At 73.6% G+C, this 19,645-nt stretch carries 18 protein-coding genes; 8 read left to right on the top strand and 10 right to left on the bottom strand.

Translation table 11 applies throughout. The annotated features are described in order from the left end of the window. Positions 1 to 13: 13 nt before the first annotated feature. The 4 genes from tgmA to AB0F62_RS25575 all read right to left on the bottom strand — a co-directional run bounded on the left by tgmA (position 14) and on the right by AB0F62_RS25575 (position 4,008). The gene (tgmA, locus tag AB0F62_RS25590; protein WP_361803524.1) at positions 14 to 205 is read right to left on the bottom strand and encodes a putative ATP-grasp-modified RiPP; all 192 of its coding nucleotides are present in this window, start codon (positions 203 to 205) and stop codon (positions 14 to 16) included. A 242-nt stretch (positions 206 to 447) separates the two neighbouring features. Next, positions 448 to 1,932, bottom strand: a complete 1,485-nt coding sequence (locus tag AB0F62_RS25585) for a cryptochrome/photolyase family protein (RefSeq protein WP_361803521.1) — start codon at positions 1,930 to 1,932, stop codon at positions 448 to 450. Between the two features lie 631 nt (positions 1,933 to 2,563). After that, positions 2,564 to 3,115, bottom strand: a complete 552-nt coding sequence (locus tag AB0F62_RS25580; protein ID WP_361803518.1) for a GNAT family N-acetyltransferase — start codon at positions 3,113 to 3,115, stop codon at positions 2,564 to 2,566. Further along, positions 3,112 to 4,008 (bottom strand): amidohydrolase family protein, encoded by an 897-nt coding sequence (locus AB0F62_RS25575; RefSeq protein ID WP_361803674.1) that lies wholly within the window; start codon positions 4,006 to 4,008, stop codon positions 3,112 to 3,114. Before AB0F62_RS25575 ends, AB0F62_RS25580 begins: the two co-directional genes overlap by 4 nt. 148 nt (positions 4,009 to 4,156) lie before the next feature. Here AB0F62_RS25575 and AB0F62_RS25570 point away from each other — a divergent pair, with 148 nt between their 5' ends. From AB0F62_RS25570 to AB0F62_RS25555, 4 genes are all read left to right on the top strand, one after another. Then, positions 4,157 to 5,356, top strand: coding sequence for a CaiB/BaiF CoA-transferase family protein (locus AB0F62_RS25570; RefSeq protein WP_361803671.1), 1,200 nt, complete (start codon positions 4,157 to 4,159; stop codon positions 5,354 to 5,356). A gap of 31 nt (positions 5,357 to 5,387) precedes the next feature. Next, positions 5,388 to 6,530 carry an acyl-CoA dehydrogenase family protein gene (locus AB0F62_RS25565; RefSeq protein ID WP_361803515.1) on the top strand — a complete coding sequence of 381 codons (1,143 nt, stop codon included), beginning with the start codon at positions 5,388 to 5,390 and terminating at the stop codon, positions 6,528 to 6,530. A gap of 87 nt (positions 6,531 to 6,617) precedes the next feature. Further along, positions 6,618 to 7,832, top strand: a complete 1,215-nt coding sequence (locus tag AB0F62_RS25560; RefSeq protein WP_361803512.1) for an acetyl-CoA C-acetyltransferase — start codon at positions 6,618 to 6,620, stop codon at positions 7,830 to 7,832. Between the two features lie 55 nt (positions 7,833 to 7,887). Further along, positions 7,888 to 10,071, top strand: a complete 2,184-nt coding sequence (locus AB0F62_RS25555) for a 3-hydroxyacyl-CoA dehydrogenase NAD-binding domain-containing protein (protein WP_361803509.1) — start codon at positions 7,888 to 7,890, stop codon at positions 10,069 to 10,071. Positions 10,072 to 10,231: 160 nt separating this feature from the next. Here AB0F62_RS25555 and AB0F62_RS25550 read toward each other — a convergent pair whose 3' ends face one another. From AB0F62_RS25550 to AB0F62_RS25530, 5 genes are all read right to left on the bottom strand, one after another. Then, complete coding sequence (locus AB0F62_RS25550; RefSeq protein WP_361803506.1) at positions 10,232 to 11,008, bottom strand: MerR family transcriptional regulator; 777 nt, start codon at positions 11,006 to 11,008, stop codon at positions 10,232 to 10,234. 172 nt (positions 11,009 to 11,180) lie between these two features. Continuing rightward, positions 11,181 to 11,555, bottom strand: a complete 375-nt coding sequence (locus AB0F62_RS25545; protein ID WP_361803503.1) for an STAS domain-containing protein — start codon at positions 11,553 to 11,555, stop codon at positions 11,181 to 11,183. Next, positions 11,552 to 12,649: a cobalamin-dependent protein gene (locus AB0F62_RS25540; protein WP_361803500.1), complete on the bottom strand. Its 1,098-nt coding sequence runs from the start codon at positions 12,647 to 12,649 to the stop codon at positions 11,552 to 11,554. Before AB0F62_RS25540 ends, AB0F62_RS25545 begins: the two co-directional genes overlap by 4 nt. After that, entirely contained in the window at positions 12,646 to 14,286 is a 1,641-nt protein-coding gene (locus tag AB0F62_RS25535; RefSeq protein ID WP_361803497.1) for a PP2C family protein-serine/threonine phosphatase, read from the bottom strand. Before AB0F62_RS25535 ends, AB0F62_RS25540 begins: the two co-directional genes overlap by 4 nt. Before the next feature lie 183 nt (positions 14,287 to 14,469). Further along, positions 14,470 to 15,627, bottom strand: coding sequence for a PP2C family protein-serine/threonine phosphatase (locus AB0F62_RS25530; RefSeq protein WP_361803494.1), 1,158 nt, complete (start codon positions 15,625 to 15,627; stop codon positions 14,470 to 14,472). Between the two features lie 136 nt (positions 15,628 to 15,763). Here AB0F62_RS25530 and AB0F62_RS25525 point away from each other — a divergent pair, with 136 nt between their 5' ends. The 3 genes from AB0F62_RS25525 (at position 15,764) to AB0F62_RS25515 (ending at position 18,311) form a co-directional block, all read left to right on the top strand. Beyond that, positions 15,764 to 16,258, top strand: coding sequence for a MarR family winged helix-turn-helix transcriptional regulator (locus tag AB0F62_RS25525; RefSeq protein WP_361803491.1), 495 nt, complete (start codon positions 15,764 to 15,766; stop codon positions 16,256 to 16,258). A 210-nt stretch (positions 16,259 to 16,468) separates the two neighbouring features. Further along, positions 16,469 to 17,668: a fused response regulator/phosphatase gene (locus AB0F62_RS25520; RefSeq protein WP_361803668.1), complete on the top strand. Its 1,200-nt coding sequence runs from the start codon at positions 16,469 to 16,471 to the stop codon at positions 17,666 to 17,668. Positions 17,669 to 17,867: 199 nt separating this feature from the next. Continuing rightward, on the top strand, positions 17,868 to 18,311 hold the full coding sequence (locus tag AB0F62_RS25515) for a response regulator (protein ID WP_361803488.1): 444 nt from the start codon (positions 17,868 to 17,870) through the stop codon (positions 18,309 to 18,311). A gap of 32 nt (positions 18,312 to 18,343) precedes the next feature. On the opposite strand, the gene AB0F62_RS25510 is transcribed toward AB0F62_RS25515, so the two are convergent. Beyond that, on the bottom strand, positions 18,344 to 19,171 hold the full coding sequence (locus tag AB0F62_RS25510; protein WP_361803485.1) for a DUF1206 domain-containing protein: 828 nt from the start codon (positions 19,169 to 19,171) through the stop codon (positions 18,344 to 18,346). A 170-nt stretch (positions 19,172 to 19,341) separates the two neighbouring features. Here AB0F62_RS25510 and AB0F62_RS25505 point away from each other — a divergent pair, with 170 nt between their 5' ends. Next, positions 19,342 to 19,605 carry a GlsB/YeaQ/YmgE family stress response membrane protein gene (locus tag AB0F62_RS25505; RefSeq protein ID WP_361803665.1) on the top strand — a complete coding sequence of 88 codons (264 nt, stop codon included), beginning with the start codon at positions 19,342 to 19,344 and terminating at the stop codon, positions 19,603 to 19,605. Positions 19,606 to 19,645: the final 40 nt, after the last annotated feature.

Below are 19,645 nucleotides of genomic sequence, written 5' to 3'. Positions count from 1 at the left end.
GGGTTCGGAGGGCTCAGTCGTCGAAGTGCGTCTTGGAGCCTGCCGTGGAGACGGTGGCGGCGGTCGCGAGCAGCAGCGCGCGGTCGGTGATGACGGGGCGTCCGTCGGGGAGGACGTTCATCTGCAGGGCGGAATCGTAGGTGTACGGCGCGACAAATGTTTCGGGTGTGGCCGGCCGGGCATGAATCAGCGCGAACGGTCGCATGGCTTCTCCTCACTACTCCTGCGCGTCGGGCAGCAACCAGCGCCAGTGCCCAACTGCGGCCCTACGTATGAGACTCACGTGGTGCCCTGAACCGTTCCCTGTTACTGGTGTGACGCAGGTAACTATACGTGGCTGAAGTGCGGGAAGTTGTCACTCTGTGTAGTCGGTTGACTCTCGTTCGTGTCCGATGCGGAGGGGCATCTGTCTTCGGATACCCACTGCGCGGCCGGGATCGCTCACCGTCACGGCGGTTGCCGTCGCTCCTTCTCACGCGCGAGGACCTCGGGCAGGTTCCCGAGCCGCTCCAGACCCCTGACCGCCCTCGCCGTACGGGGGTTGGCGGCCAGCAGGTCCCGATGGCGGTGCACGAAGGACCAGTAGCCGGTCGTATAGGGGCAGGCGCGGTCGCCGGTCCGGTCGGCGGGCCGGTAGGCGCAGCCGTCGCAGAGGTCGCTCATGCGGTGGATGTAGGCGCCCGCCGAGGTGTACGGCTTGGTCGTCATCAGCCCGCCGTCCGCGTACTGGGACATGCCGATGACGTTGGGCGCCATGACCCAGTCGTACCCGTCGACGAAGCAGCGGTGGAACCAGTCCGTCAACGCGCCCGGGTCCCAGCCGCGTTGGAGGGCGTGGCTGCCCAGCACCATGAGCCGCGGGATGTGGTGCGTCCATCCGGTGTCCCGGACCTGGGCCAGCACCGTGGACAGGCACCGCGCCCGCACCGCGTCCGCGTCCAGTTCGAGGAACCAGCGCGGCAGCGGGAGATGGTGGCCGAGCTCGTTGCGGTTGCGGTAGTCCGCGCCGAAGTGCCAGTACACCTGCCGTACGTACTCGCGCCACCCGGCGATCTGCCGGACGAAGCCCTCCACGCTGTTCAGCGGCGCGTGGCCGGAGCGCAGCGCGTGCTCCGCCCGCTCGACGCACTCGGCGGGATGGAGCAGTCCCAGGTTGAGGGGAGCGGAGAGCAGGCTGTGGCTCATGACCGGGTCGCCGGCGAGCATGGCGTCCTCGTAGCGCCCGAACTCCGGCAGCCGGTGGCCGATGAAGGAGCGCAGCGCGGACAGCGCCTCGCGCCGGGTCGCGGCGAACAGCCGCGGGCCGTCGCGTCCCACGAAGCGCACCCGGCCCTCGTGCTCCCAGCGGTCCAGGTCGCGCCGCACCTCCTGGTCGATCTCGTCCTCGTGCGGCCGCCAGGGCGGCGGGACGTCGAGCCGCTCGCGGTCGCGCGGCGGCGGCTCGCGGTTGTCGTGGTCCAGGTTCCAGCGGCCGCCGGCCGGTTCGCCGCCGTCCATCAGCAGGTCGTGCGAGCGGCGCACCCAGCGGTAGAAGTCCTCCAGGCGGAGGTGCCCGCCGGCGCGTCCGTCCAGCCAGTCGGCGAACTCCCCGCGGGACACGAGGAATCCGCGGTCGGGCAGCACCTCGACCTGGTCCAGCGCCCCGACCAGCCGCAGCGCGGCCCGCGAGGTCGGACCGCAGACCGTGACCCGCGCGGTCCCGACGGCCTCGCGCAGCCCTTCGCGGTAGGTCTCGGCCCGCACGTAGCGCACGCGGTCGCCGAGTTCCGCCGCGCGGTGCCGCATCGCGGACAGCACGAGATGGGCCTTGGCCCGGTGGAACCGGCGCCGTGCGAACACCGAACGCGCCTCGACCATCACCACCGGCACGTCGGCGTCGAGGAAGTGCGGCCCCAGCTGATCGCCGAAGAGCCAGTGCGGACGTGGCGCCATGCGGGTTACCTCCGGGGCCTATGGCGGGACGTAGCGGGATGTTCCGGGCGGTGGACATCCTTCATCACGCCGGTGGCCGACGCCCGCACCGGCGCCCGCGGGGTTCGCCGGTGTCGTCGCACCGGAGGACAAGGATGCGCGGGGCGCCAGGGGAGCCCTTCCGCCCGCTTCCGAGGCCGGTCGCGCGGGTCCCTCCGCGGAGATCCGGGGGCGGCTCGACACCGGGTCCACGATGATCCGCTTTCCTTGACCAGCCGGGTCGCGCTGCGCAGCGCCTGCGTCGGGAGCGCTCCGCCCGGCAGATCGAGCTGCTCGTCCAGGCCGGCATCAGGCCATCGCGATGTTCATGCCCGTCATCGCCATCAGGCTGGGCACGATGTGGTCGACGTGGCCGGGGTCGGCGCCGTGAAGCCGGAGGGCGGCGAAGCCGCCGCGTCCGCCGAGTCCGCCGGAGCCGCCTTGTCGCCGGGCATGTGAGCACGGCCGTGTCCGGCACCCGTGCCGCCCGCGCCCGTCCCGTGCCGCGCGCCCGCCGGGACGCCGTGCCGTGCGCCCGCCGGGACGCCGTGCCGTGCGCCCGCCGGGACGCCGTTCCGGACGCCCGACGGCCGGCCCGCCCCCGCCGGGTGGCTCAGCCCCGTGGGGGGTGGGAAGGGGGGATGTCCCGCTGCCAGCGGGTCTCGCCGTCGACGACGACGGGCGTGGGGGCGAGACCGGCTGCCGCGGCGACGGAGCCGGACGCCGGATGCGCGGGATGGACGTGGGCGATGACACGGTCGACGGGAAGCGCGGCGAGCCGGTCGACGAGGGCGACGGCCGCCTCCTTGGCGACGCCCCGGCCCTGCCAGGGGGTGCCGACCACCCAGGCGACCTCCGCGACCGCGCCCTCCGGTGTGTCCCAGGCCACCGTCGCCTGGACGGTGCCCGCGAGGCGGTCGTCCGCGCGAAGCCGGATCACCCAGTTCCACCATGACACCGCGGGGTCCCCGGAGCCTGCGACCAGACGGGTGTAGCGGGCGCGCAGGCCCGGCGCGTCGTACGGCGTGCCGCCGATGAACTCGTGGAGCCGGGGGTCGGAGAGCACGGCGGCCATCTCCTCGGCGTGCTCCACCCGCAGCGGTTCGAGCACGAGGCGGCGCGTGGCGATGGGCCCGGGACCGGCGGGCGCCGTCGGCGGCGTCATCCCGTGAGCCCGAAGAGCCGGACGGCGTTGCCGTGCAGGACGGCCCGGGTCCAGGTGTCGCCCAAGTCCAGCCGCGTCAGCGCCTCCAGGGCGTGCGGGTACGCGTACGGGATGTTGGGGAAGTCGCTCCCGAACAGGACGCGTTCCCCGAGGTCCGCCAGCCGCTTGCGTTCCGGGGGCGGGAAGGGCGCGTCGGCCTCGCTGAAGTCCGTGAAGGCCATCGTCGTGTCCAGGTGCACCCCCTCGTACCGCTCGGCGAGATCCAGGAACGCCCCGTACTCGGGCATGCCCATGTGGGCGACGACCAGCCGCAGCCGGGGATGCCGGGCCAGCAGGCGCGCGATCGGGCCGGGGCCGGTGTGGCGGCCCGGGACGGGACCCGAGCCGCAGTGGGTGACGACGGGGACGCCGGTCTCGGCGAGCAGGCCCCAGACGGGATCGAGCAGCGGGTCGTTGGGGTCGAAGGCCCCGACCTGGATGTGGCACTTGAAGACGCGGGCGCCCGCCTCGACCGCCTGCCGGACGTAGGCGGCGGCCTCCGGCTCCGGGAAGAACGTCGCCGTGTGCAGGCAGTCGGGCGTCCGGGCGGCGAAGTCCGCGGCCCAGGAGTTCAGCCAGGCGGCCATCGCGGGCTTGTGCGGGTAGAGCATCGCGGTGAAGGCGCGTACCCCGAACGCCCGCAGGGTGGCCACCCGCGCGTCCTCGTCGGTGCGGTAGGCGATGGGCCAGGGTCTGCCCGTGAGCGGCCCGGCGGAGTCGAAGTACGCCCAGACCTTGGCCATGACGCGGTCCGGCATGAAGTGCGTGTGCACGTCGACGATCCCCGGCAGCGCCAGCCCCTGCCAGAGCTCCCTCACCCGTATGCCGTCGTCCGGCGGCGCCACGTCCGTCACCTCTGCCACTGTGCCTCCTCCATGGCGGTGATCCTCACACGAACCGCGGCCCGCGCGCCCTGCGGCCCTTGTCAACGGCATCGCGCATCCATAGCATCCCCAGTGTTACAGCAATACTGTCATGCTCGTTCGGAAGCCGGAGGCCCCGATGACCGAGGCGGGAACGCGACCGGGGGAATCGGCCTCCGCGATCGGGCCGCTCGCCGGAGTGCGCGTGGTGGAATTGGCCGGCATCGGCCCGGCCCCGTTCGCCGCCATGCTGCTGGCGGACCTCGGCGCCGACGTCGTCCGCGTCGACCGGCCGGGTGGCTCCCGCCTCGGCATCGATCCCGCGCACGACGTCACCAACCGCAACAAGCGCTCGGTCGTCGTGGACCTCAAGAGCCCGGAAGGCGCCGGTCTGGTCCTGGACCTCGCCGCCCGCGCCGACATCCTGCTGGAGGGCAACCGCCCCGGCGTCGCCGAACGCCTGGGCGTCGGTCCCGCCGACTGCCACGCCCGCAACCCGCGTCTGGTCTACGGCCGGATGACCGGCTGGGGCCAGGACGGGCCGCTCGCCCCGCGCGCCGGGCACGACATCGGCTACATCGCCGTCGCCGGGGCCCTCGGGATGATCGGCTCCGGCGACGGACCGCCCGCGATCCCGGCCAACCTGCTCGGCGACTACGCAGGCGGCTCCCTCTACCTGGTCACCGGCGTCCTCGCCGCGCTGCACCACGCCCGCGCCGGCGGCACCGGGCAGGTCGTCGACACGGCCATCGTGGACGGCGTCGCCCACCTCGGCGCGATGATCCGCGGCATGGTCGCCGCCGGCGGCTGGCAGGACCGCCGAGGCGCCAACCTGCTGGACGGCGGCTGCCCCTACTACGCCGTCTACGAGACCGCGGACGGCGGCTGGATGGCCGTCGGCGCCCTGGAACCCGCCTTCTACGCTGAGTTCGCCCGGCTGGTCGGACTCCCCGACGACGCGCCGGACCGGGGCGACCTCGGGCGCTGGGACGAACTGCGCGCCGTGATCGCGGCCCGCTTCAAGTGCCGTACCCGCCAGGAGTGGACCGAGGTCTTCCAGGGCAGCGACGCCTGCACGGCGCCGGTGCTGTCGCTGGCCGAGGCCGCGGCCCACCCGCACCTCGCCGCCCGCGCCACCTTCACCGACACCGGCGGCATCACCCAGCCGGCCCCCGCCCCGCGCTTCTCCGCCACCCCCGGCGCGCTGCGCCTTCCGCCCGCGATGCCCGGGGCGCACACCGCCGAGGTCGCCCGCGACTGGGACCTGCCGGCGCTGGACCCCGGGGCCGCGACGCCCACCACCCCTCTCGTCGAGCAGGCCGGGGACCGGCTCCCGTAGCCGGGCCACCCGGCGGAAGGCAGGCAGCAGCATGCAGCGCGACCTCTTCACGGCCGAGCACGAGGCGTTCCGGGAGACCGTGCGGACCTTCCTCGCCAAGGAGGTGCTGCCGCACCACGAGCGCTGGGAGAAGGCCGGCATCGTCGACCGGGGGGCCTGGCTCGCCGCCGGACGCCAGGGCCTGCTGGGCCCCGCCGTCCCCGAGGAGTACGGCGGCGGGGGCAGCGACGACTTCCGCTACGCGGTCGTGCTGGCCGAGGAGTTCGCCCGCGCCGGGGCGCACGGGCTCGCCCTCGGCCTGCACAACGACATCATCGGCCCGTATCTGACGGGGCTCGCCACCGAGGAGCAGAAACGCCGTTGGCTGCCCGGCTTCTGCAGCGGCGAGACCATCACGGCCATCGCCATGACCGAACCCGGCGCGGGCTCCGACCTGCAGGGCATCCGCACCACCGCCGCGGACGCGGGCGACACCTACGTCCTCAACGGGTCCAAGACCTTCATCTCCAACGGGATCCTCGCCGACCTCGTCGTGGTGGTCGCCCGGACCACCCCCGAAGGCGGCGCGCGGGGCCTCAGCCTGCTCGTGGTGGAGCGCGGCATGCCCGGCTTCGAACGCGGCCGCAACCTGGACAAGATCGGCCAGAAGGCCCAGGACACCGCCGAGCTCTTCTTCCACGACGTGCGGGTGCCCAAGGAGAACCTGCTCGGCGGCGAGAACCAGGCGTTCTTCCACCTCATGGCGAACCTCGCCCAGGAGCGGCTCACCATCGCCGTCGCCGCGGCGGCGGCCGCCGAGCACCTGCTGGAGCTCACCACCGCCTACGTCAAGGAGCGCGAGGCCTTCGGCCGGCCGCTCGCCCGGCTTCAGCACATACGGTTCGAGATCGCCGAGATGGCCACCGAATGCGCCGTCACCCGCACCTTCGTCGACCGCTGCGTCACCGAACACGCGGCGGGCCGGCTCGACGCGGTGCACGCCTCGATGGCCAAATGGTGGGCGACGGAACTGCAGAAGCGGGTCACCGACCGCTGCCTGCAACTGCACGGCGGATACGGCTACATGACCGAGTTCCCGATCGCGAAGGCCTTCACCGACGGACGCATCCAGACCATCTACGGCGGCACCACCGAGATCATGAAGGAGATCATCGGCCGTTCACTGCTCGGCTGACCCCGTCCCACCCCGCCCGTCACCCACACCCACACCCTCACCCTCACCCACGCCCTCACCCGTACCCTCATCGAAAGGCACCCGACGTTGAGCACCGACGCCTACGTCTACGAGGCCATCCGCACCCCGCGCGGGCGCGGCAAGGCCAACGGCTCCCTGCACGGCACCAAGCCCGTCGACCTGGTCACCGGGCTCATCGACGAACTGCGCCGCCGCCTGCCCGGCCTCGACCCCGCCGCGATCGACGACATCGTGCTCGGCGTCGTGACCCCGATCGGCGACCAGGGCTCCGACATCGCCAAGACCGCCGCCATCGCCGCCGGGCTGCCCGAGACCGTGGCCGGCGTCCAGGAGAACCGCTTCTGCGCCTCTGGGCTGGAGGCCGTCAACATGGCCGCCGCCAAGGTCCGTTCCGGCTGGGAGGACCTGGTGCTCGCGGGCGGCGTCGAGTCGATGTCCCGCGTCCCCATGGGCTCCGACGGCGGGGCCTGGGCCATGGACCCGATGACCAGCTACACCACCGGCTTCGTCCCCCAGGGCGTCGGCGCCGACCTCATCGCCACCATCGAGGGCCTCAGCCGCCACGACGTGGACTCCTACGCCGCCGAGTCGCAGGCCCGTGCCGTGGAGGCGTGGAAGGAGGGCCGCTTCGACCGCTCGGTCGTCCCCGTCCTCGACCGCAACGGCCTGGTCGTCCTCGACCGCGACGAGCACATCCGGCCCGGCACCACCGCCGAGAGCCTGGCCGGGCTCAAGCCGTCCTTCGCCGCGATCGGCGAGGCGGGCGGCTTTGACGCGGTCGCGCTGCAGAAGTACCACTGGATCGAGAAGATCGACCATGTGCACCACGCGGGCAACTCCTCCGGCATCGTGGACGGCGCCGCCCTGGTCGCCATCGGCAACCGCGAGACGGGCGAGCGCTTCGGCCTGACCCCGCGCGCCCGCATCGTCTCGGCCGCGGTCTCCGGATCCGATCCCACCATCATGCTCACCGGTCCCGCCCCCGCCTGCCGCAAGGCGCTCGCCAAGGCGGGGCTGACCATCGACGACATCGACCTCGTCGAGATCAACGAGGCCTTCGCCGCCGTCGTCCTGCGCTTCATGCGCGAGATGGGCCTGAGCCACGACAAGGTCAACGTCAACGGCGGAGCCATCGCGCTCGGCCACCCCCTCGGCGCCACCGGCGCCATGATCCTGGGCACGCTGATCGACGAGCTGGAGCGCCGCGACCAGAGGTACGGACTCGCCACGCTGTGCGTCGGCGGCGGCATGGGCATCGCCACCGTCGTCGAACGCCTCTGACCGGCCTCGCCGTCACTCCCCGTCCCGCTTCATCCCGCAACGGAGCCGACCGACCATGACCGCTCTTCCGACGAACACCACCATCCGCTGGGAACAGGACGAGACCGGCGTCGTCACCCTTGTCCTCGACGACCCGAACCAGTCCGCCAACACCATGAACCAGGCCTTCAGGGACTCCCTGCGGGCCGTCGCCGACCGCCTGGAGACCGAGCGCGAGTCCGTCCGCGGCGTCATCGTCACCTCCGCCAAGAAGACCTTCTTCGCCGGCGGCGACCTCAAGGACATGATCAAGGCGGGTCCCGAGGACGCCCCGCAGATCTTCGAGGCCGGCATGGCGATCAAGCGCGACCTGCGCCGCATCGAGACCCTCGGCAAGCCCGTCGTCGCCGCCGTCAACGGCGCCGCGCTCGGCGGCGGTTACGAGATCGCGCTCGCCTGCCACCACCGTGTCGCCCTCGACGCGCCCGGCTCGAAGATCGGCCTGCCCGAGGCGACCCTCGGCCTGCTGCCCGGCGGCGGGGGAGTGGTGCGCACGGTGCGGCTGCTCGGCATCACCGACGCCCTGCTGAAGGTGCTCCTCCAGGGCACGCAGTACGACCCGAAGCGCGCCTTGGAGAACGGCCTGATCCACGAGGTGGCCGCCGACCGCGACGACATGCTCGCCAAGGCGCGTGCCTTCATCGACGCCCACCCCGAGTCCGCGCAGCCCTGGGACACCAAGGGCTACCGCATCCCCGGCGGCACCCCCAGCACCCCGGCCTTCGCCGCGAACCTGCCGGCCTTCCCCGCCAACCTCAGGAAGCAGCTCGCGGGCGCGCCCTACCCGGCCCAGCGCAACATCCTGGCCACCGCCGTGGAGAGCGCCCAGGTCGACATCGACACCGCCTTCACGATCGAGGCCCGCTACTTCACCGAGCTGGTGACCGGTCCGATCGCGAAGAACATGATCCAGGCCTTCTTCTTCGACATGCAGGCCGTCAACTCCGGTGCCAGCCGCCCCAAGGACGTGCCGGCACGCACCGTCACCAAGGTCGCCGTCCTCGGCGCGGGCATGATGGGCGCGGGCATCGCCTACGCGTGCGCCAAGGCGGGCATCGAGGTCGTCCTGAAGGACGTCACCGCCGAGGCCGCCGAACGCGGCAAGGCCTACTCCGCGGGAATCCTCGACAAGGCCCTGGCCAGGGGCCGTACGACCCAGGAGAAGCGGGACGCGCTGCTCGCGCGCATCCACCCCACCGCCGATCCCCAGGACCTGGCGGGCTGCGACGCCGTCATCGAGGCGGTCTTCGAGGACCCGGCCCTGAAGCACAAGGTCTTCCAGGAGATCGAGGGCGTCGTCGCCCCGGACGCCCTGCTGTGCTCCAACACCTCCACCCTGCCCATCACGCTGCTGGCCGAGGGCGTGCAGCGCCGAGAGGACTTCATCGGCCTGCACTTCTTCTCGCCGGTCGACAAGATGCCGCTGGTCGAGATCATCAAGGGCGCCCGCACCGGGGACGAGGCGATCGCCCGCGCCTTCGACCTGGTCCGGCAGATCCGCAAGACCCCGATCGTCGTCAACGACTCGCGCGGCTTTTTCACCTCGCGGGTCATCGGGCACTTCATCAACGAGGGCGTCGCCATGGTCGGCGAGGGCATCGACCCCGCCACCGTGGAGCAGGCGGCCGCCCAGGCCGGCTACCCGGCCAAGGTGCTCTCCCTGATGGACGAACTGACCCTCACCTTGCCCCGGAAGATCCGCAACGAGTCGCGGCGCGCGGTGGAGGAGTCCGGCGGCAGCTGGCAGCCGCACCCGGCCGACGCCGTCATCGACCGCATGGTCGAGGAGTTCGGTCGCCCCGGACGCAGCGGCGGCGCCGGCTTCTACGACTACGCGGACGGCAGGCGGGCGGGTCTGTGGCCGGGGCTGCGCGAGCACTTCACCACGCCGGAGGCGGCGGCCGTCCCCTTCGAGGACCTCAAGGAGCGCATGCTCTTCGCCGAGGCCCTGGACTCCGTGCGCTGCCTGGAGGAGGGCGTCCTGACCTCCGTCGCCGACGCCAACATCGGCTCCATCCTGGGCATCGGGTTCCCCGCCTGGACCGGTGGCGTCCTGCAGTACGTCAACGGCTACGCCGGTGGTCCGGCCGGCTTCCTGGCCCGCGCCGAGGAGCTGAGGGCCACCTACGGCGAGCGCTTCGCGGCACCGGAGCTGCTGGTACGGAAGGCCGAACGCGGCGAGACCTTCAGCGACGGCTGACCCGTACGACCGGCCCGTACGACTGGCCCGTACGACTGGCCCGTACGACTGGCCCGTACGACTGGCCCGTACGACTGGCCCGTACGACTGGCCCGGGCGACCGGCCCGGGCGATGGCGCCGCGGCCCCCACGCAGGGGGACCGCGGCGCCGTCGTACGTCTCACTCCTCGCCGCGCCCCCGGTCGCCGAGCCCGGCCGCGGTGGCGCGCAGCTCCTCGGCGAGCGACCGCTGGAAAGCGGTCACCAGGGCCTGGACGACCATCGGCTGGAGATCGTCGGTGAGCCTGCGCATCCGGGCCCGCTCCTCGGGCGCCGGGCGCCCCGCCACGTACGGCTGCCACACCTCCTGCTGGAACAGCCGGTGCAGTTCGTGGGCGACCGCCCGGGCGTGCTTCAGCACGATCTCCCGCGTGGCGAGCAGGGTCTCCAGCGGGATCGGCACGTCCAGCAGACGCACGCCCAGGTGCAGCAGCGCCGGGTTCACCAGGAGGACGCCGGGGTCGGCGGTGGGGTGCAGGACGCCCATGGCCGCGAGCCGGTCCAGGTCATGGCCGCTCAGTGGCCGGCCCGCCCGCTGCTCCAGCCTGTCGCGGGCCAGCTCCTCCGCGGCGTCCGGCATCCACGTCGCCACCAGCGCCCGGTGCAGTGCCAGGTCCTCGGGCGTGATGTCGGCGGGCAGCTGGTCGAGGTAGCGGCCGATGGCGGCCAGCGTCAGCCCCTGCCGCTGCAGCTCCTCGATCAGGGCCAGGCGGGCGAGGTGGTCCGGTCCGTACAGACCGACCCGCCGGGTTCCGAGTTCCGGCGGCGGCAGCAGGCCCTTGGCGCTGTAGAAGCGGATGGTGCGGACCGTCGTTCCGGCCCGTGCCGCGAGCTCGTCCACCGTCAGGCGCGGCTCCTCGGCCGCCGGCGCGGTCTGCCGGGCGGGGGACTGCGTCATGCGCCGGATCTCGCTCTCTGCCTCGCCGCGCTGGTCATGCCACCAGTATGACCGGTCAGGATACGGAGCCGGGGCGGACGGAGTCCATGATCGCCCCCCCTGGCGGCGCACCGGCCGCGCGGCCGGCCGGCGGCTCCGCCGGCACCGTGCGCGCCCCGTTCGGCCGCTGCCGTCAGGACTCCGCGGGGCGAGGGGAGTCCCGGCCCGTGTCGAGCGCGCCCGCGAAATGGCCCTCCAGCCCGGTGACCTTGACGACCCGCAGCACACGGGGCGGCAGGGAGGCGAGACGCAGCGCCGTGCCGGCGGCCGTCGTCCTGCGCAGGGCGACGATCAGGGCCGACAGCCCCGAGGAATCGCACACGGCGACACCCGCCAGGTCCAGGACCAACTCGGCGGGCGGGGCGCCCCCGGCGAGTTCGTCCGTCACGGCGTCCAGCAGATCCGGCGCCGTCTCGTGGTCGAGGTCGCCGGTCACGCGGAGGACCACGGTGCCGGTGCCGGAGCGCTCGGTCCTCAGGTACAGGGGTGGCAGGTGCGGGTGCGTCATGCGGTGTTCGCCGATCCCTCCGGACCGGTCGCCTCCTCCGCTCGTCGGATCGCGGCGACGCCCGAGTCGAGGAGCGCGAGCGTCCGGGGGAAGTCGCGCAGAGGCGCGGCCATCAGTCGCAGGCTCACGGTCAGCGCGGTCGCGGGAACGCCGCGGGCCGTCAGGATCCGTGCCGTCCAGACGAGGAAGTCGGTGAACAGCTCGGCGTCGTCGACGTAGAGGGCGGCCGCCAGATGGTCGGTGATGTGCCCCAGGTCCTCGGCGGTGTGGTCCAGTTGGAGCGGCGTGTACGAGCGGCTCGCCGGGAGGACGCCGGGGAGCGCGGCCATGGTCTCGGCGACCAGCCGGGATCTGGCCCGCACCACCAGGGTGTACTCGTCGTCGGCGAGATGGGCGAGCGTCTCGTGCGGCCGCCGGACCTCCGGCGGCCAGGCCCGGCCCAGCCGGTCTGCCGCCTCCGTGGCCGACGCGGCCCAGGCGTCCGCGCCCAGTTGGAGCGCGTACCGGCCGTCACGGCCGAATCCGCGGCCGCCGGCGAGCACCGCCACGCCCGCCGCCTGGCAGGCGGTGATCGTGGCGTGCGCCTTGGGCAGCCGTACGGAGAGCGACGAGCTCAGCGCCACGGCGTCGGGGCCGGTCGCGTGCAGATGGGCCACCAGATGGCGGGCGGGGACGTGGGCGCCGAGGAAGTCGACATGCCAGCCGCGCAGCCGCAGGGTCTCCGCGACCAGCCGCGCGGGCATGGTGTGCCACTCGCCGTCCACGCAGGCGACCACCACGCGCCCCAGGGGAGGTGAGGTGCGCCGGCCGGGCGGGGCGCCGGTGAGCGCCGCGATGGCGCGTTCGCTGATCGCGGTCGCCGCGTGCTCCTGCCCCACGGTGATCCGTCCCGCCGCCCACTCGGTGCCGATCCGCCGCTGCGCCGGGGCGATGATCTCCTGCAGGATCCGCTCCGGGCGGACGCCCTCGCCCACGGCGGCCTCGACGACGGCCACGGCGGCGTACTCGTCGCCGCCCGCTATGGCGGCGAACAGGGCGTCCGCGCGGTCGTCCGACGGCCCGGCCGCTGCCGGGCGGGTGCTCACGGTGCTCATCCTGTGAACCTGCCCGGTCCGTGGCCGTTCACCGCGCTCAGATGGGTGCCGCGCGGGGCGGCCACGCCGACCAGCGCGATGTCGTCGTGCGGGCGGTCGGCGAGCCACTCCGCGGTCCGCATCTCCACATGCTCGACGAGCGCCTCCACGGGCATGCCCACACAGCCCGCCACCGTCGTCTTCAGACGCTCGGAGCCGAAGAACTCACGGCCCGTCACCCCGCCGCGGGCCTCGGTGACGCCGTCCGAGTACAGCAGACAGCTCTCACCGGGCTGCAGCACCGTGGTGAACGTCGTGGCCCGTACGTCGGGGACCGCCCCGATCAGCGTGCCCGACGTGTCGGCCTCCTCCACCTCGCCGGTGGCCCGCAGGATGAGCGGGGCCGGGTGGCCGCCCGCGGTGAGCCGCAGCCGCACCTGGCCGTGGCCCAGCGGGGTGACACCGGCCAGCACCATGGTGGCGAAACGGGCGTGCGAGGTGTTGAGCAGCGCGTGGTTGAGCAGCCTCAGCAACCGGACGTGGTCCTTCTCGACCAGACGGAGGGCGCTGAGGGTGTTGCGGATCTTGCCGGTGAGGACGGCCGCCTCCAGGCCCTTGCCGCATACGTCCCCCAGCACCACGGTGCTCTCCCCGTCGGAGTCCTCCGCCGGGTACGCGTCGTAGAAGTCCCCGCCCACGCGCAGTGTCTCGCGGGCCGGCCGGTAGGAGCCCGCGACCTCCGTGCCCCTGATGGGCTTGAGGCGGGGCGGCAGCAGATCCTCCTGCAGCAGGGCGGCGCTGCGCGCCTGTTCGGTGTAGAGGACGGAGGCCGAGATCGCGGCGCCGGCCCGGGCCGCGAACACGCGGGCGAAGGTCTCCTCCTCCACCGTGAACGGGCCGCCCTCGCGCCGCATCAGGATGAGCGCCCCCGCCGGGACGCCGTTTCCCGGCAGAGGGGTCACCAGCAGCGACACCGGAGCGCCGAAGTCCGCCGGGACGAGCCAGTCAGGGGCCTGCGCGGGGTCGATCCAGCGGGACGGCACGGGAGGGAAGCCGGCCAGCGCCTCCGCCAGCCCCGGCACCTCGGCCGGGTCGGCGGGCAGGGCGCACTCCTCCACCCCCGGGCGGCCGGCGACGGCCCGGGTCAGCCGCAGCCGCCGTCGGTCGGGCGGGGTGATGACCACCGCGGCGTCCGCGAGCCGCGAGGCGGCCAGTTCGGCCGTGGCGGCCACACATTTGCGCGGGTTGAGCGAGGAGAGCAGCCGCGCGGACGCCTCGGCCAGGAACTCCGTACGGCCGTGGGCCAGCCGCAGTTCGCGGTCCGTGGTGCGGGCGGCCGTCACATCGGTGAGGTACCAGGCGTGGTGCCCGCCCGGGAGGTCGGCGCGGCGTGCCGTCACCTGTCGGCACCCGACGCCGCCGTGGGCGGTGGGCGTCGCCGAGGTGTCCGCGGCCGTGAGCCACTCGGGGGCGACGTCGGCGAGCCGGCGGCCGGCCGCCAACTCCGGTGCCCAGGAGGTGATGACGGCGTTCACGGCCCGGATCACCCCGGCGCGGTCGCACACCACGACGGCGGTCTCGGTCAGGGAGTCGACCAGCGCGCGCAGCACCCGCTGCCCGATCCGGGCGGAGGTGCCTGACCCCTGCGTTCGAGCCACTGGTGAGCGTGGAGGCGGGAGAGACGTCACAATGCGGTAGGCGCGAGTCCGAGGCCCCTGCGGGACCGTGGGGCTCGCTCCGGTCACCCTCTCGTACCTGGACGAAGGTTGGCTGGGGAAACAGTTGCGCTGCGGCAAGAGTCTTCCCCATCGCAGGTCGGCAGGCAAGCTCGTGCCCGCGGTTCACCGCCAGTCCAGGCACATGGCCAGCGCGTCGTCCGCGGCCTCGGGCAGCACGCGGTGGCCCGGGAGTTCGCCCAGGACCGCTCGCGGCACGTCCGCGGCCGGAAGCAGCCGGGTGGCCAGCATCGCGCGGGCCAGCGCCCGTTCGCCGTACGACTCGCCGGTCGGCGAGGCGGTCTCGTACACCCCGTCGCTGACCACGAGGAGCCGGTCACCGGAGGCCACCTCGAACCGCTGCGGGACGTACGGGGTGTCCTCGAACATCCCCAGCGGCAACTGCGCCTCGAAGTCGATCGCCTCCACCGTCGATCCGCGCAGCCGGTACACACGCGGCGAGCCGGCGTCGACCACCTCGACCGCGCCGGTCGCCAGGTCGAAGCGCATCAGCAGCACCGATACATACTGTTCGCCCCGGTACCGGGCGTAGACGGCCTGGTCGGCCAGGGCCGCCTGGTCGGCGAGGGGGATGCCCGCCCGCCGGGCGTTGCGGAGCGCGTTGACGGTGAGGCTGGTGAGCAGGGCGGCCTCGATGCCCTGGCCCATGCCGTTGGTGACGGTCAGCGTGAGGTCCCGCTCGGAGGCCGACCAGTCGAAGTGGTCGCCGTGGATGTCGTAGGCGGGCTCCAGATGGGCGCCGAGCGCGTACTCGGGGCGGGCGCAGGCCCGGCCCGGCAGCAGTTCCCACTGCACCTCGGCGGCGAGGGTGAGCCGGTCCCGGCGGCGGGCGCGCAGGAAGCGGTCGGTGTCGCGGTCGGCCACCAGGAGGTGGTGGCCCAGGATCTCCGCGATCTCCGCGAGGTCGCGGACCTCCTCCGGCGACGGCTTGGCGGGCAGCGTCACACTCAGCACACCGATCCGGTCGCCGCGCACGCTCACCGGCAGGTGCAGCCGTACGCGGCCGCCGGCCGTCGCCTCGGCGAAGGGCTCCTGGGCGCCGAAGGCCCGGCCCTCGGGGGTTCCGGCGACGGGCACGGCCGCGTCGGCGGGCTCCGGCGCCGAGACCGGCTGGAGCACGGTGAGGCCGTAGTCGGCGAGCAGGAGCTCCACGGAGACAGCCGCGCAGTGGGTGCGCAGGACGTCGGTGAGGGCGGCGGGCAGGTCATGGGGCGCCGATCCGCGCAGGGCGCGTTCGGCGGCGAGCGGGGCGTTGGGGTTCACCGGGTCGCGACGGTCCTTCTGGGCGAGGGGCTGGGTCGGTTAGCGTGGTGGCGCGCCGTCCGGCGCACCCTGTCCTGTATTCGTCTACCCGCTCGCCGGTGGGACCCCGCGAGCGGCGCGCCGCGAGGAGGTCGCCTTGCCCGCCACCGCCGGATCCCAGCCGGACGCAGCCGTGGCCGCGGCGGCGTCCGTGGTCGAGGCACTGGAGGTGCTGTGGGGCCGCGGCCGCGACGCGGGTGACCCGCCGGTACCGCCCTCGCAGTTGCGCCTGCTGTTCGCGCTGGAGGGCAACGAGGGAATCAACCTGCGGACCCTGTGCGACGCGCTCGGCGCCGCCCCGCCGGCGGTGAGCAGGCTCTGCGACCGTCTGCAGGCGGTGGGGTACCTGACCAGGGACACCAGCCCGACCTCGCGCCGGGAGGTGTGCCTGTGGCTCACACCGCGCGGCGCCGCCTTTCTCGCCGAGCTGCGGGAGCGCAGGGAGCGGGAGCTGGCGACGGTCGTCGCCGCGATGCCCGAACGGGCCCGGCGCGCGCTGCTGGAGGGGCTGACCGCCTTCCGCTCCGCCGCCGAGGCCACGGGGCTCGGTGCCGTACGGCCGCTGCCCGGCGGACGTTCCCATACCGCCTAGTCACCGGCCGCCTCCGGGCCCCGAGGGGGTGTTGGCCATCGGGCCCTCGTTCGTGCAATTGTTGCGTTCGAACACTGTTGCCAAACGGCAATGATCGAGGTTGATCGCCAGTGTCCCAAAGGGCATCCGGCCAGGATGCCGTTCGCGTACGATCCCTTCGCCCCACCAGGGGCACCGCAGGGGTGGGGAGACGATGTGGAAGGCAACACGCTGACGCCGCCCGAAGGCGTGATCCCCAGACAGGGGGACGGCCGGCGCCGGCTCTCCGTCCTCCTCGTGGAGGACGACGCGGGGGACGCGCTCCTCGTCGAGGAACTGGTCGCCGACAGCGGCGTCCCCGTCGACCTGCGCTGGGTGCGCACGCTGGCCGAGGCCGGTACGGAACTCGCCGCCCGCCCGGCCGACTGCGTGCTGCTCGACCTGCACCTGCCCGACGGCCAGGGCCTCGACGCCCTCGGCAGTGCCCTGGCGCTCACCGACCGGGCCGCGGTCGTCGTGCTGACGGGGCTCGCCGAGGAGCGCACGGGACTCGCCGCGCTCTCCGCCGGGGCCCAGGACTACCTGGTCAAGGGCCGCGTCGAAGGCGAACTCCTGGGCCGCGCGCTGCGCTACGCCGTCGAGCGCAAGCAGGCCGAACGCGCGGCCCTCGCCCTGCGGGCCAGCCAGATGCGGGCTCAGGAGAACGCGCGTCTTGAGCGCGGACTGCTCCCGCTGCCCATGCTCCGCACCAAGGACGTCATCGTCACCCCCCGCTACCGCCCCGGGCGGGCGGACGCGCTGCTCGGCGGCGACTTCTACGACGTCGTGGAGACCGCCGAGGGGGTCGTCCACACGCTCATCGGCGACGTCTCCGGGCACGGGCCCGACGAGGCCGCGCTCGGCGTGGGACTCCGCATCGCCTGGCGCACCCTGGTACTGACCGGCGTCGAGGGCGCCCGGCAACTGGCCCTGCTGGAGCAGGTCCTGGTGGCCGAACGCGCGGCCCCCGAGATCTTCGCCACCGCCACCATCCTCGCGCTCGCCCCCGACCGCCGCACGGCCCGGGTGTGGCGGGCGGGCCACCACGGGCTGCTCAGCCTCACCGCCGACGGCACCGTCGAGTACACCGAGCCGCCCCGCGGGCCCGCGCTGGGGGTGGTGCCCGGCGTGGGGGCCTGGCCCGAGGGCAGGCTGGAGTTGCGCCCCGGCCAGTCCCTGATGCTCTTCACGGACGGGCTGTTCGAGGGCCGCACCGAGCGCGGACGCCTCGGCGAGGAGGGGCTCCTCGCCCTGGCCAGACAGCACGCCACCCTGCCCGCCTCGGAGTTCGTCGACACGCTGATCGCCCGTGCCGAGGCCCTCGCCGCCGACCAGGGGGGTCTGGACGACGACCTCGCCGTGGTCCATCTCACCTGGAGCGGCTCCTCGTGACCGCCGCCCGTTCGCGGCCGCGCCGTGGAGGAGGACGCCGCCCACGGCGGCCCGGGCATCGGCCCGGCACCGGGCAACAGGATCGTCGAGCACCACGGCGGCCGGATCCGGCTCGACCCGGTCGCCCGGAGGGCACCCGCATCCGCTTCACCCTGCCGGCGGCCGCCGAGCGGGATCCCGCACCGGAGGAAGGCCCCGAGTGAACCCGCAGGAATCCGAACCGATCATCGTCCTGCTGGTCGAGGACGACCCCGGCGACGAACTCATGACCCGCGAGGCCTTCCAGGAGAACAAGGTCCGCAACGTCCTCCACGTCGTACGGGACGGCGAGGAGGCCCTGGACTTCCTCAACCGGCGCGGTGCCCACGCCGGCGCGCCGCGCCCCGGACTGATCCTCCTCGACCTCAACCTGCCCCGCTTCGACGGCCGTCAGGTGCTCGCCGAGATCAAGGCCGACGCCGACCTGTGCACCATCCCGGTCGTCGTCCTCACCACCTCCGAGGCGGAGGAGGACATCCTGCGCAGCTACAAGCTGCACGCCAACGCCTATGTGACCAAGCCCGTGGACTTCGAGCGCTTCATCGAGGTGGTGCGGCAGATCGACGACTTCTTCGTCACGGTGGTGAAGCTGCCGGGCCGCTGAACGGCGGTCGGCGCCCTCCGCGTTCCGCCCGCTCAGACCCTTCGCCAGCGGGCCATCGCCCAGGAGAACACCCCGAACAGGGCCAGGCCCGCCGCGATCGCCGCCAGCAGCCACGGCCCGGCCGGGGTGTCCCGGAACGTGCGAAGGGTGTCGTCGAGACCCTTCGCGCGGTCCGGGTCGAAGCGCACCGCCGCGGTGACGACGAAGCAGCCCGCGGCGGCGAACACCACGCCCCGGCTGGCCCCTCCGGCCACCCCGAGGAAGTCCACCACGCTGCGGACCCGCGGTGACATCGCCCCCGTCCGCAGGTGCTTGCGGAACTTCCGCAGCAGGGCCCGCACCGCGATCCACCCGCCCGCGCCCGCCAGGACCAGGCCCGCGGCCCCCACCAGCCAGCGGCCCATGGGCCAGTCCAGGGCGTGCGCGGTGACGTCCTTGGAGGTCTTGTCGCTCGACCCGCCCGCGGAGGAGCCGTCCACCGCGAAGGTCACCACGGAGTACGTCACGAAGGCGTAGAACACCGCCCGGGCCGCGCACATGAGCCGCTTGCCGGCCTTGGCCCCGTCCGGTCCCGCCGCGCCGAACGCGGCCTCGGACAGCCGCCACAGCGTCATCCCGGCGAATCCCACCGCCAGGGCCCAGACCAGGAACCCGCCGAAGGGCTGCGCCGCCAGCCGGGCCACGGCGCCGCCCCGGTCGGCCTGTTCCGGGGACCCGTCGAAGGCGATCCGCAGCGCCAGTACACCGAGCAGCGCGTAGACGACCCCGCGCGCGGCGAGGCCCGCCCGCGCCCCGGCGCGGATGGCCTTCCTCCCCTGCGTCCCGGGCCGTACCGCGCCCGCACCCGACGTCGTGTCCACACCGGCCTCCCTGCCCCGACTGTCCTCGGTCCACCGGGTGCCCCGTCGCGGGCGGAACACACCGGCAGACAGCGGGGTGCGCGACTGCGTGGTGCGTACGGCCGGGGGTATCCGCGTGGTGCGAACACACTTCCGGCCAGGGGCCGGACGAGGCTGGGGTTGAGGTGGAGATGGAGATCTCGAGCATCATCAGTGCCATCGTGATCGGTCTGATCGTCGGTGTGCTGGGGCGTCTGGTGGCGCCGGGGCGGCAGCCGATCGGAGTGCTGTGGACGATCGTCGTCGGCATCGTGGCGGCCTTCATCGGCAGCGCGATCGCCCAGGGGTTCGGCGTCGCCGACACCGACGGCGTCGACTGGATCGAGTGGCTGATACAGATCGGTCTCGCGGCCGTCGGAGTGAGTTTGCTGTCGCGGAGCAAGGCGCGGCGGTGAGCGCCGCGGTCCGGCCGCCCCCGTCCGGGGGCGGCCGGAC

This window comes from Streptomyces sp. NPDC026673 (assembly GCF_040638135.1).
GTDB lineage: Bacteria > Actinomycetota > Actinomycetes > Streptomycetales > Streptomycetaceae > Actinacidiphila.
Note: the sequence above shows the minus strand (reverse complement) of the source record. Positions and strands in the feature narration are given on the sequence as shown.